This is a genomic window from Nonomuraea lactucae, assembly GCF_003313395.1.
Lineage (GTDB): Bacteria > Actinomycetota > Actinomycetes > Streptosporangiales > Streptosporangiaceae > Nonomuraea > Nonomuraea lactucae.
The window spans coordinates 1-12128 of the sequence record NZ_QNFZ01000993.1 but is presented as its reverse complement, the minus strand read 5'-3'; the positions used below and the strand labels follow the sequence as shown (position 1 = coordinate 12128).

13 protein-coding genes and 1 pseudogene are annotated in these 12128 nt (G+C 72.5%); 8 read left to right on the top strand and 6 right to left on the bottom strand.

Going from position 1 to position 12128, the window contains the following annotated elements; translation table 11 throughout:
• On the bottom strand, positions 1-249 hold a 249-nt coding region (locus DQW85_RS46195), incomplete at its 3' end, for a hypothetical protein (RefSeq protein ID WP_205315653.1).
• A gap of 326 nt (positions 250-575) precedes the next feature.
• Positions 576-1916 (bottom strand): lanthionine synthetase LanC family protein, encoded by a 1341-nt coding sequence (locus DQW85_RS35635; RefSeq protein WP_113704153.1) that lies wholly within the window; start codon positions 1914-1916, stop codon positions 576-578.
• Positions 1917-1962: 46 nt separating this feature from the next.
• Between DQW85_RS35635 and DQW85_RS35630 the strand changes: the two genes are divergently transcribed.
• Positions 1963-2976 (top strand): sulfotransferase family protein, encoded by a 1014-nt coding sequence (locus DQW85_RS35630; RefSeq protein ID WP_240197649.1) that lies wholly within the window; start codon positions 1963-1965, stop codon positions 2974-2976.
• On the opposite strand, the gene DQW85_RS35625 is transcribed toward DQW85_RS35630, so the two are convergent.
• Positions 2977-3900: a glycoside hydrolase family 32 protein gene (locus DQW85_RS35625; RefSeq protein ID WP_113704152.1), complete on the bottom strand. Its 924-nt coding sequence runs from the start codon at positions 3898-3900 to the stop codon at positions 2977-2979.
• A gap of 133 nt (positions 3901-4033) precedes the next feature.
• Between DQW85_RS35625 and DQW85_RS35620 the strand changes: the two genes are divergently transcribed.
• The 3 genes from DQW85_RS35620 (at position 4034) to DQW85_RS35610 (ending at position 6389) form a co-directional block, all read left to right on the top strand.
• On the top strand, positions 4034-4984 hold the full coding sequence (locus DQW85_RS35620) for a TauD/TfdA dioxygenase family protein (RefSeq protein WP_240197648.1): 951 nt from the start codon (positions 4034-4036) through the stop codon (positions 4982-4984).
• A gap of 80 nt (positions 4985-5064) precedes the next feature.
• Positions 5065-5289 carry a hypothetical protein gene (locus DQW85_RS35615; RefSeq protein ID WP_113704150.1) on the top strand — a complete coding sequence of 75 codons (225 nt, stop codon included), beginning with the start codon at positions 5065-5067 and terminating at the stop codon, positions 5287-5289.
• The gene (locus DQW85_RS35610; protein ID WP_113704149.1) at positions 5289-6389 is read left to right on the top strand and encodes a YeiH family protein; all 1101 of its coding nucleotides are present in this window, start codon (positions 5289-5291) and stop codon (positions 6387-6389) included. The genes DQW85_RS35615 and DQW85_RS35610 overlap by 1 nt, the downstream gene beginning before the upstream one ends.
• 46 nt (positions 6390-6435) lie before the next feature.
• Here the strand turns inward: DQW85_RS35610 and DQW85_RS35605 are convergent, their stop codons facing one another.
• From DQW85_RS35605 to DQW85_RS35595, 3 genes are all read right to left on the bottom strand, one after another.
• Positions 6436-7500: a bifunctional WXG100 family type VII secretion target/C40 family peptidase gene (locus DQW85_RS35605; protein ID WP_162795644.1), complete on the bottom strand. Its 1065-nt coding sequence runs from the start codon at positions 7498-7500 to the stop codon at positions 6436-6438.
• Between the two features lie 5 nt (positions 7501-7505).
• The gene (locus DQW85_RS35600; RefSeq protein WP_113704147.1) at positions 7506-7829 is read right to left on the bottom strand and encodes a hypothetical protein; all 324 of its coding nucleotides are present in this window, start codon (positions 7827-7829) and stop codon (positions 7506-7508) included.
• 315 nt (positions 7830-8144) lie between these two features.
• On the bottom strand, positions 8145-8399 hold the full coding sequence (locus DQW85_RS35595; protein WP_162795643.1) for a hypothetical protein: 255 nt from the start codon (positions 8397-8399) through the stop codon (positions 8145-8147).
• 110 nt (positions 8400-8509) lie between these two features.
• Between DQW85_RS35595 and DQW85_RS35590 the strand changes: the two genes are divergently transcribed.
• The 4 genes and pseudogenes from DQW85_RS35590 to DQW85_RS35575 form a co-directional block, all read left to right on the top strand.
• Positions 8510-9070, top strand: a complete 561-nt coding sequence (locus tag DQW85_RS35590) for a YceI family protein (protein ID WP_113704145.1) — start codon at positions 8510-8512, stop codon at positions 9068-9070.
• 16 nt (positions 9071-9086) lie between these two features.
• Positions 9087-11243, top strand: coding sequence for a S9 family peptidase (locus DQW85_RS35585; protein ID WP_113704144.1), 2157 nt, complete (start codon positions 9087-9089; stop codon positions 11241-11243).
• Between the two features lie 141 nt (positions 11244-11384).
• Positions 11385-11876: a hypothetical protein gene (locus DQW85_RS35580; protein WP_113704143.1), complete on the top strand. Its 492-nt coding sequence runs from the start codon at positions 11385-11387 to the stop codon at positions 11874-11876.
• Positions 11876-12128 (top strand): annotated as a pseudogene (locus tag DQW85_RS35575) (hypothetical protein); the annotation flags it as partial. The gene DQW85_RS35580 and the pseudogene DQW85_RS35575, both read left to right, overlap by 1 nt.

Here is a 12128-nt window from a genome sequence, read left to right as displayed (position 1 = left end):
GGTGATGACCGGGATGTCGGCGCGGTGGGCGTCGTCGTAGTGCCACGCGATGAGCTGGGTGACATCGAAGAGCCTGGGATCCACCTGGCCTTGTGCCACCAAGGTCGCCGCATCCGAGGGCAGGACGTACAAGTGGCCGTTACGGTTCTCGGTGTAAAAGGCCGTCTTCTCGCGCCCGGGACCTCGCTCGATCCGCACGGCCTGCGGCTTGCCCGGCACCTCGGTCACGATCACCCGGTCGCCCGTCACCAGTGTGACCTGCCCGGACGCGCCATCCGCCGGGGCCGCGGCCTGTGCCTGGGGTGCAGGTGCGCCAGGAGTCGGTCCGGTGGCCGGGTCCGCCTGCGCGGTGGCGGGCACTGCCACGCCGCTCAGGGCCGTTATGGCCACTGTCACGGCTAATGAGACATTCCGCTTCATCAGACCTCTCAATAGTTGACTGGCTGTCAATCAAGAAGTCTGCGAAGACGGCCACCGATTTCAGCTCTCCAAGGGAATCCTTGTTTTTCGGCTGATCTGGCGAAAGATCCCGCCCCCGGTGGGCAATGATCGCCGATGGATCGGGAGGGGCCTGATCAAGATCTGGTTCGGCGCAGCGCCGAAGTGGGCAGCGGGATGGCGGGGAAGGGGTTGTCGGGCAGCAGGATGACCCGGCGCGCCTGGTCGGCCTGTCCCGCGGCGTCCAGGTGGAGCAGCGCCGCGCCGATGCCGGCGGCGCCCACCATGTAGCCGGTGTCGGCGCTGACCTCCTCCGGCCGGAGCCGCCGGTAGGCCTGGTACCAGCGGTAGCCCTGCCCGTCGTGGCCGCTCGCCCGGCCGATGAGGTGGCCGGCCAGCGCGCGGGCGAAGTCGAGATGGGACTCGCGCCCGGTGGCGGCCCACAGCCCGACGAACAGCTCGATCAGCCCCGCCGCCCCGCAGCACTGGCAGGCGGTGTTCCAGTAGCCCTCGGTCTGCCGGTACGGCACGCCCACCCGGACGATGCCGCGGGCCAGCCGCTCCACCCAGTCGAGGTCGCCCGGGTCCCCGGCCACCTGGTGCAGCTCGTAGAACATCCGCGCGACCCCGGCCGAGCCCGAGCAGAACCCCAGGTAGTGCAGCCCCCGCGCCTGCGGGACGTGGTGCGGCACGGCGGCGCACCTGCCGGTCAGGAGGCTGACCTCGCGGACGAAGTCGGCACCGCTGCGCGCGGCCCGCAGGAAACGGTCGTCGCCGCTCACCCCGTACAGCCGGGCGAGCAGGAACGCGGTGCCGGCCGTACCGGCCAGGAAGCCGGGCGTGACCGCGTCCACGGGCAGGTCGGCGCAGTCGCCGAACCGGTGGCCGGGCACGGGCAGCTTGGCGATGCGCAGCCCCACCTCGACGGCGAGCTCCTCGTAGGCGGGGACGCCAAGGTGCGCCGCGGCCCGGAGCAGGCCGAGCACGATGCCGCCGTCGCCGCGCTGCGCGGGATCCGGCGACCAGCCGACGCCACCGTCGACGGTGCGCCTACTGCGGACGATCAGGTCCGCGACCGCCCTCGCCTCGGTCTCGAACCTCTCCTCGCCGAGCGCCCAGCCTGCCTCCATCAGAGCTACCATGACGCCTGTCAGCCCGTGGTAAAGGGACAGATCGCTCTGCTCCCGCCAGGTGGCCGCGAGCCGGCGCGCGCCTGCCCGCGCGTCCTCGAGGTACGCCTCGTGGCCGGTCGCGGCTGCCAGCTCCAGGAAGAACAGCACGATGCCGGCGGCCCCGGAGTAGAGGGACCAGGGCTCGGGGGTGACGGCCGACCTGCCGCGCGGATCGGGGTTGGCCTGCCAGTGCCGGCCGTGCTCGTCGTCGATCGCCGCGGTCCGGATCCACCTGCCGGCCAGGATCGCGGCGGTCAGCGGCGACTCGGCGCGCTCGCTCGTCGAGCGGGTCCTGTCCAGACTCATGACTAGATTATCCCACAGAGTTGGTAGGAAAATAAGGGTTCCAGAGGTGTGGAAGAGGAAGGACGAGGACATGCCGCTGCCCCACTTCCTGGTCATCGGTGCCCCGAAGACCGGAACCACGGCCCTGCACGCCGCGCTCCAGCAGCACCCCGCGCTTCACCTGTCCCATGTGAAGGAGCCCAAGTTCTTCCTCACCGACGGCCCGCCCCCCACCCGGGGCGGCCCCGGCGACCCCCAGACCTACCAGGAGCACGTCTGGCGCCGGGACGACTACGAGGCGCTCTTCGCCGGCGCGCCCGACGGCGCGCTGCTCGGCGAGGCCACCCCCTTCTACCTGTACGACCTGGACGCGCAGCGCCGCATCCACGCCGCCGTCCCGCACGCCCGGCTCATCGCGATCCTGCGCGACCCGGTCGAGCGCGCCCACTCCAACTGGACCCACCTGTGGTCCGCCGGGCTGGAGCCCATCGGCGACGTCGTGCGCGCGTGCGCCGCCGAGCAGCGCCGGATCGCGGCCGGGTGGGCGCACTTCTGGCACTACGTGGGGCTGGGCCGCTACGGCGAGCAGCTCGCCCACCTGTTCACCCTCTTCCCACGCGAGCAGGTCCTCGTCTTCAGATACCGGGACCTGGTCGACAGGCCGGCCGAGACGCTCGACCGGATCAGCGCCTTCCTGGGCGTGGAGCAGGGCCTCCTCACCGAGGTGCCCCGGGAGAACGTGACCGCCCATCCCGACGCGGGCGGGCGGCACAGACTGCTGTCCGCGGGGCTCAGGGCGGGCGCGCGCGCCGGTAGGTTCCTGCCGCACACGGTGGGGCAGCGGCTCACCGGGCACCTGGAGCACCTGCTCCAGCGGCGAGGCAACCCGCGCCGGCCGCTCACCTGGGAGCAGCGCCAGCAGCTCATCCCGTACTTCGCCGCCGACATCGAGCTCCTCCAGCGCGTCACCGGCGAGGACTTCGGTGACTGGCTGCAGCCCAGGGAGCGCTCGGGCGGGCTGGTCGGGGCCCGCCCGCCCGGCCAGCGCCAGTCGCGCAACGGCCGCGCGCGGCCCAAGTGATCACAGGGCGGTGCGAAGCTCGGTGCGCAGCTCGTGGGCGCCGTCCGCGCGCGTGTACTCGTAGTAGAGCCGGACGCCGCCCTCCGGCAGGTCGACGATGTCCAGGTAGCGCAGCCCGCCACCGGCGTGCGGCGAGGACGCGGCGGGCGCGCTGCCGTGGGGCGTCAGCGCCGCCGGGTCGGCCCCGGTGGCGATCCCCGTACGCTCCTCGTAGTTCTCGGCGGCGCTCGCCCGGCCGTCGTAGAACGCCAGCACGCCGTCCCCGTTGAAGCGCACGGCGGACACCCGGGTGCCACGCGAGTCCCAGGTCTCCGGGCGCCCGCTCAACGCGGTGCCGTGCCAGGTCCAGGCCAGCCCGTCGTCGCTGGTCGCGTAGTCGGTCACCATCTGGTCGGCCTCGTCGGGGTCGGCCAGCGGGTGGCAGGAGGCCCACAGATGCCAGGTGCCGTCCCGCCGTACGATCACGGTGTCCTTGACCCCCGTCTTGGGGTCGCCGGGCAGCACCGTTTCCCGGCTCGCCGGGTCGAACGCGGCGGGGTCGGCGGCTTCGAGCACCTCCACCCGCCAGTGCTTGGTGCCGTGCGTGGCGCAGCTGAGGTAGAGCCGCCAGCGCCCCTCCGGAGTGCGCACCAGCGACGGGCGCTCCAGCGACTCGGCGTTCATCTGCTCTCGCGTGATCGTCAGCAGGGTCTCGAAGCGCTCGCCGTCGGCCGAGCGCGCGACGACCACGGAGTGTCCGCGTCCCTCCCCGACCGGCCTGCGCAGGCGGTAGGCCAGGTAGATCGACCCGTCAGCGGCCACCGCGCTGGGTGCTCCCGCCCAGTGCCCCTGCCCCGCGACCTCCGGCACGATCGCGGTCACGGCATGGTCAGGAGCGGGTAGGAACACCCCGGCGTCGGGGTCGCTCCCGTCATTGATCGGCATGGTGACGACACTAGGTCGCGGGCCATCGAGATTCATGGAGGTTCCGCCCTTCAAGGTGTGGGGGTAGGGGTTATTTAACTATTCCATACATTTCCTATTGCTTTCATGGGGAATCTCGCGCATGATCGGGGTCGTGAGCACCTTCCTCGACATCAGACGTGCGGCGGGCCACATCGGCGCCGAGATCAAGGGCATCGACCTGTCCCGCTCGCTCGACCCGTCAGCCGTCCAGGAGATCCGGCGGGCCCTGCTCGCCCACAAGGTCGTCTTCTTCCGCGGCCAGACCCTGGACCACGCCGCCCAGATCGCCTTCGCCCGGCAGTTCGGCGAGCTGACGCACGCCCATCCGCACGAGGACGCGCCGCCGGACGAGTTCCCGCAGATCCTCACCATCGACCCGCGCCGCTACGAGGAGCGCTATGGCGAGGGCTACCGCGAGCTCTACCGCAAGCGGCAGTACTCCTACTACTCCGGCTGGCACACCGACGTCACCGCCGCCGTCAACCCGCCCGCCGCCTCGATCCTGCGGGCCGAGACCGTGCCCGAGTTCGGCGGCGACACCCAGTGGACCAACCTGGTCGCCGCCTACGAGGGGCTGTCCGGGCCGCTGCGCGACTTCGTGGACCGGCTGCGGGCCGAGCACCGCTTCCTCGCCGGCCACCAGACCACGGGCCAGGACGGGAAGCTGGTCAAGCGGGTCAACGACAACCTGCTCGTGTCCGTCCACCCCGTGGTGCGCGTCCACCCGGAGACGGGGGAGCGGGCGCTGTTCGTCAACCCGGGATTCACCGACCGCATCGTCGGCGTGTCCGCGCTGGAGAGCCGCCGCATCCTGGAGCTGCTGTACGAGCAGATCACCCGGCCCGAGTACACCGTGCGCTTCCGCTGGCAGCCGGGCAGCGTCGCGTTCTGGGACAACCGGGCCACCGCCCACCTCGCCCCGACCGACCTGGACCACCTCGACGTCCAGCGCACCCTGCACCGCGTCACCCTGATCGGTGACCGCCCGGTCGGTCCTGACGGCTTCGTGTCCGAGATCGTCGCCGGCCGCGAGTTCACCGCCGAATCGCTCGTCGTCGCCTGACGGGCCCACATGCACGGGCGGGGGCCGGCTTGGGGGGTGCTCCCGCCCGACTCTCTCTTGACCAGCAGAAAGGTGCTCCCATGGGGACGAACGAGGCCGCATCCGCCCCACCCCCGGCCGGCGAGGACCCTGCCGCGACCGGTGCGGCCTCTGCCGCGGCTGATGCGGACCGTGCCGCGACCACAGCCCCCACGGACGGGGCGAGCCGGGCGGCGATCGGCGAAGACTGGGCCGCCACCGTCGTCGGGCTCGTCCTGCTGGTGCTGGTGCTCACCCGCGTCATCCCGATCGGGCTGGTGCCGTGATGAGCACCGAGGAGATCACCCGGCCCGCGCCGGCGAGCACCCCCGCCTGGCCGTGGACCGCCCTCGGCGTCCTCGCCGTCCTCCTGCTCGGCGCCGCCACCAGATGGCTGGAGAAGGGCGTCCCGTCCTGGTTCGAGGGCTCCGGCCTGGCCAAGGCCATCGAGTTCCCGGTGTACGCCATCGCGCTCGGCCTGCTCGGCAACGCCGTACTGACCGTCACCGGGTTGCGGGAGCGGCTGGCCGGGGGCTTCCGCACCGAGTTCTTCATCAAGACCGGCCTCGTCCTCCTCGGCGCCTCGATCAACCTCAAGCTGATCGTGACGGCCGCCGGCCCCGCCGTCGTCCAGGGCATCGTGCTGATCAGCACGGTTTTCCTCTTCACCTGGTGGCTGGGCGGCAGGCTGGGCCTGGACGACAAGCTGCGCGCCCTGCTGTCGGCCGCCGTGTCCATCTGCGGCGTCAGCGCGGCGATCGCCGCGGCCGGCGCCGTACAGGCCAGGCGCGAGCAGCTGGCCTACAGCGCCAGCCTGGTGATCGCCTTCGCGCTGCCGTCCATCTTCCTGCTGCCCGCCCTCGCCTCCCTGCTCCACCTGAGCCCCGAGGTCGCGGGCGCCTGGATCGGCGGCAACATCGACACCACCGCCGCCGTGACCGCCGCGGGCGCCATCGTCGGCGAGGACGCCCTGGCCATCGCCACCATCGTCAAGATCACGCAGAACGCCCTCATCGGCGTCGTGGTGGTCGCGCTGACCGCCTGGTTCGCGTTCCGCGTCGAGCGGCGTCCCGGCGCGTCCCGTCCCGGGGTGGGCGAGCTGTGGCGGCGGTTCCCGAAGTTCGTGCTCGGGTTCGTCGCCGCCTCGGGCATCGCCACCTGGTACCTCACGACCGTGAGCGCGGGCGAGGGCAAGGCGGTGATCGGGGTCGCCAACGACCTGCGGACGTGGTTCCTCATCCTGGCCTTCGTCAGCATCGGCCTGGAGTTCCGGGTCTCCGCGCTGCGCGAGGCGGGCTGGCGTCCGGTGGCCGTGTTCGGCGCGGCCACGGTGGTGAACGTGGTGGTCGCCCTGGGGCTGGCCACCGCGCTGTTCGGCGCTCGGTGACGGCCCCGGCCGTCCAGACGGCCCTGGCCGCCCACCGGAGACGTGCTCAGGTGAAGCGGCGGAAGGTGATCGGCTGCCTCCCGGCCACCGACGCCACCGTCACCTCGGATCCGGGGCGCGGCGCGTGGATCATCTTGCCGTCGCCCACGTAGATGCCGACGTGGCCGGCCGGCTCGCCGAAGAAGACGATGTCGCCGGGCTGCGGATCGGTCACCGGCCGGCCGCTCCTCTGGTAGCCGGCGGCGGTGGTGTCACCGATCTTGATCCCGGCCTGGTTCAGGCTGTAGTAAACCAGCCCGCTGCAGTCGAACGCCGAGGGGCCGTTGGCGCCCCAGATGTACGGCTTACCGAGGTGCTGCCGGGCGGCCGCGACGATGTCGGCACCCGTGCCGTTGCCCCGCACGTACGGTATGGCCGGCGCGTCGCCGCCGGCCGGACCGCCCGTTGAGGCGTAGGAGGAGGCGGCGGGATTCTGTGCGCCGCCGCCGTCCGTGCTCGCCAGGGTGGTCTTCGACCAGTCGGGCACGGTCGTCGGGCGCCAGTCGTGCGTCTCGTCGCCCGGCGGCGTGATGCCCTCGAAGGTCATCTCCCTGCCGTCGAGCTTAAGCCGGATCTTCTTCTCGGCGTCGTTGACCGCCTCGTCGGCGTCCGCCAGGTGCTTCCGGGCGTCGGGGAGGATCTCGCGGACCAGGGGCGCGATCGCCTCGTCGAACTCCGCCTGCGTGGCCTTGGGGTTGTTCGTCCGGAAGGTGCGCACCTGGCCGAGAAGCGTGTCGCAGAACCCGCGCACCTTGGCCTCGGCCGTCTCCAGCGTCTGGGCCGTCGTCCTCAGGGTCGTGGCGGCGGTCTTCAGCACGTCGTGCAGCCCGTCGCCCGCCGTGCCGTAGTCGCGCATGTGGGTCACGAACGCGTCGGCGGAGGAGCCGTGCCAGGCGGAGTCGATGTTCTTGACCGCGGTGCGCAGCTTGCCGGTGTTCGTACTGACCTTGGTGGCCGTGCCCTCCCAGCGGGTGGCGATCCCACGGATGGTTTCGGGGGTGCCGTTGACCTTCCTCAGGATGGCCGCCAGCTCGTCGCCGCCACCGGGTAACCCCGCGAGCTCCTCCGCCATGTCCATCAGACGGCGGCCCTGTCGTCCGTGCCGTCGTCTCCTGCGCCGTTGGCGCGGTTGGTCCTGCGCACGACGTCCCAGACCTTGTCCAGCGTGCTCTCCACGCTCCGGACCCTGCGCTGGGCGAACCGCAGCTCGTCGCCGACCTCGGACTCGACCCTGTCGAGGAGCGCGGCCAGCGTGAAGGCGCCGTCCAGCCTGCCGAAGATCGTGGAGTCGGTGCCCTTCGCCGGATAGCCGCCGGCCAGCTCGGTGTAGTGCTTGGACAGCCTGCCGGCGGCGGCCTGACCGTCCTTCAGCGCCTGGAACTGGAGATAGAACCCTGCCATCGAAACCCGTCCACCCGAGATCGTCGAGACGCTCCCGCCGGGAAGATCCCCGTCGGGCACGCAACCGTCACGATAGCCGCGTGCCGGGGCCGGTGCGAGAGCCGATCACGGCGCTTCCTACGCCCGGGCCGGGCGCGAGCCCTTCCGGAACGTCATGAAACCGAACGTCACCACCGCCGCGGCCGCGGCGAGCGCCCCGATGACGAGGATTGCCTTGATCATGGTGCACTTCCCATTGAATCACGGAGAGTAACGACCTGTTACTGCTTGCAGTGTCCCCGGCTCTGACAGGTCAAAACGCCCATGACCGGGCGGTCAGCGCACCGCCGACTGGATCAGCCGCCTCCGGACCTCCGCCGCCAGCCTGGCGCGCCTGGTGGCGAGATCCTCTCCCAGCTCCCGCAGCACGTCTCCGACCCGGTCGGCGCCGGCGAAGGCGGTCTGGGCGTCGGCAGCCGCGGTGATCGCGCCGACCGCGTCGGCGTAGGCGTCGGCCAGCGCGTCGAGCGCGGCCTCCAGCCCGTCCTCCACTCCATCCGGTCGTGATCCGGGCACATCCGCAACAGCCATGAACGTGGACCCCTTCAGAGGTTCTCGGGGGACGACAACTTGGCCTGTACCCACAGGAGGCCCGGCCGATCCTCTTCGGCGGGAAGGCACGTGCGGGCTAGCCTGGGAACGTGAGCACCACCGCCGGCAGCCACACGCTGGGCCCCGAGTCCGGTCAGCTCCTCGTCGACACGACCCGCACCGGGCTGGGCGCCAAGGCGGGCCACGATCTCACCATCGAGGTCACCCGCTGGCACGGCGACGTCATGCTCGACCCCGCCGATCCGGCCCGCTGCTCGGTGACCGTCGAGGTCGACGCCGGATCGTTCGAGGTCCGGGAGGGCGTGGGCGGCCTCAAGCCGCTCACGAGCTCCGATCGCGGGGAGATCGAGAAGATCATCCGAGAGAAGATCCTGGACACCCGGCGTCATCCCACCATCACGTTCCGGTCGACCCGGGTCGAGGGCAGCGCGGAGTCGTTCCGCGTCGAGGGCGACGTCACCATCCTCGGCGTCACACGTCCCGTCGTCGTGCGGGGCGCACTGGACGAGGGGCGCGTACGCGGCTCGGCGGCCATCGTGCAGACCCGATGGGGGATCCGGCCCTACTCGGCGCTGTTCGGCGCGCTCAAACTCAGCGACGAGGTGGGAGTGCGGTTCGACGTCGCCCTCGTCCCATCCGATCAGCGATGATCTACGATCTTCCGCTATGTCCCGGCCCTCCCTTCCCCGCCAGCTCGCGCGCACCCGGCGCTTCACCCTCGGCGTGCCCCGCCACTTCACCGTCTCACCGGACGGCGGCACCGTCTTCTTCCTGCGCACCCGGGGCGGCGACGACCCCGTCTCCTGCCTGTGGGCGCTCGACCTCGCGACCGGGCGCGAACATCTGCTCGTGGACCCGCTCACCCTCCAGGCGGGCGCCGGCGAGGAGCTGTCGCCCGAGGAGTCGACCCGCCGCGAGCGCGCCCGCGAGCTCTCCTCCGGCATCGTCGCCTACGCCGCCGACAGCGCCTGCGAGTTGCTCGCCTTCGCGCTCTCCGGGCGGCTGTGGACGGTACGGCCCGCCGACGGCTCCGTGAACAGGCTCGCCACCGCCGAGCCGGTGATCGACCCCCGGCCCGACCCGACGGGGCGGCGGATCGCGTACGTCAGCGGCGGCACGCTGCGCGTGGTGCCCGCAGGCGGTGGCGGGAGCGAGGCGCCCGCTCACGGCGGTGACAGGGTGGTGGCCGCGCCCGACGGTCCCGAGGTCGGCTACGGGCTCCCCGAGCACGTCGCGGCCGAGTCGATGGCGCGGCACCGCGGCTACTGGTGGGCCCCCGACGGCCGCCGGCTGCTCGTCGCCCGGGTGGACAACGGGCCGGTGCGGCGCTGGCACGCCGCCGACCCCGCCGATCCGGCCGGGCCGCCGCACAGCTTCCCCTATCCCGCCGCCGGCACCGCCAACGCCGAGGTGACCCTCTGGCTCGCCACCGTGGACCCCGCGTCCGACCGCGCGGCACTCGTCCCGGTGGACTGGGACGTCAAGGCGTTCGAGTACCTCACCGCCGCCGGCTGGGACGGCACGGGTCCGTACGCCGCGGTGCAGAGCCGTGACCAGCGGCACGTCCAGGTCCTTGGCGTCGACCCCGCCACCGGCGCGACCGAGGTGCTGGCCGAGCAGCGCGACGACGCCTGGGTGGAGCTCGTCCCCGGCCTGCCCGCGAGGGACGCCGCAGGCGCCCTGCTGACCAGCGCCGACGAGGACGACACGCGCAGGCTGCTGGCCGACGGCCGGCCGGTCACCCCGCCCGGCCTCCAACTGGAGGAGGTGCTCGCGGTGGACGGCGAGACGGTCCTGTTCGCCGCGTCGGACGAGCCGACCCGGACACACCTGTGGGCCTACGATCGGGCGTCCGGACTCCGGCGGGTGAGCCGCGAGCCGGGCGTCCACAGCGGCACCTTCCGGGCGGGCACCACCGTCCTGCTCTCCCGCACCCTGGACCGGCCCGGCACCACCACGCTCGTCATCCGCGGCGAGACCTTCCGCCCGGGCCCCACGCCTGTGGAGATCGCCTCGTACGCCGAGCGCCCGGTCCTCGAACCCCGGGTGGAGATGCTCTCACTCGGCCCGCGTGAGCTGCGCGCGGCCCTGTTCCTGCCCTCCTGGCACACCCCCGGGCACGGCCCGCTCCCCGTGCTCATGGACCCCTACGGCGGCCCGGCCCTGCGCAAGGTGACGAGCGAGCGGGCGTGGTGGACGTACGTGTCGCAGTGGTTCGCCGAGCAGGGCTTCGCGGTGCTCGTCGTGGACGGCCGCGGCACGCCCGGCCGCGGGCCCGCCTGGGAACGCGAGATCCACCTCGACCTCGCGGGACCGGTGCTCGCCGACCAGGTGGAGGGCCTCCGGGAGGCCGCCACGCACCGCCCCGTGCTGGACCTGACCAGGGTGGGCATCCGCGGCTGGTCGTTCGGCGGGTTCCTCGCGGCGATCGCGGTGCTGCGCCGCCCGGACGTCTTCCACGCCGCCGTGGCCGGTGCGCCGGTCACCGACCAGCGCCTGTACGACACGCACTGGCGCGAGCGCCACCTCGGCCACCCGGACGAGCACCCGGAGGCGTACGACCGCAACTCACCGATCCTGGAGGCCGCGTCGCTGACCCGCCCGCTCCTCCTGATCCACGGGCTGGCCGACGACAACGTGGTCCCGGCGCACACCCTGCGCTTCTCGGCGGCGCTGCTGGCGGCGGGCCGGCCGCACGAGGTCCTGCCGCTGCCCCGGACGACGCACCTTCCCTCGCAGGAGGCCGTGGCCGCGAACCTGCTGGTGCACGAGCTCGGGTTCCTGCGCCGGGCCCTCGGACTGCCCCGGCGGGCCTCGACCTGACATACGGTACGAGGCCGTCATCTCGGGCCTCCGGTGCGATCGCGATGGGGTACGTTACCTGATCGTTGATCAGCCGTTCGCGTAGGTGCCGCCGCACCATCCGGCGTCCGCGAGCCGTCCTGGCTGGGAGGTCGAGGGTTCGTGAGCGCGGACGCAGGCGCGTGGAAGCAGCGCAGCACGGCACGGGTGGTCTGGCCCGCGCAGCCGCGCAAACTGGCGAAGGTGCCCTTCGTCGAGCTGGCGGACGGGCGGCTGCAGGGCGTCGTGTCCAGCGGTTCGGACATCGAACGGGTCTACGTCTCGTCGATCGCCGCCGGCACCCACACGTTCGACTGCAGCACCAACAACAACCGGCCGTGCGGCGGCCTGCACGGCTCGCCGTGCAAGCACCTGCGCGCGCTCGCCGACGAGGCGGTGATCCAGTACGGTCTCGACCGGGTCGCCGGCTACCTGCGCGTCGAGGTGGGCGATGACGGCGACCTGATCGGCTCCCTGGCCGGCGGGGTCGAGCGCACGCCGGCGGCCACCGTGTTCAGCCGGTACCTGCGCCACCTGGCCTACCTGGAACTGCCCGGCACCACGGCACCCCTGCCCGAGCTGCACTGGTTCCCCGCGACGGGGGCGGTGCGCTGATGCTCGGAGCGCAGCTCGCCGCGCTGCTCGACGGCGAGACGCCGGGGGTCGCGCAGGCGCTGGAGCTGGTGACGGGGTTCGACGAGGCTCTCACGCACGGGTTCGCCCGGCTCGGGGAGGAGCGGGCCGCGGCGCTGGCGGCACTGGCCGGCGCCGTCCCGGCCTCACCCCTCGGCGAGCGGGCGGGCGAGGCGGTGGCCAAGATCTCCGCCGGGTCGGTCGCCGGCGAGCACCTGACCGCACTGGCCGGCG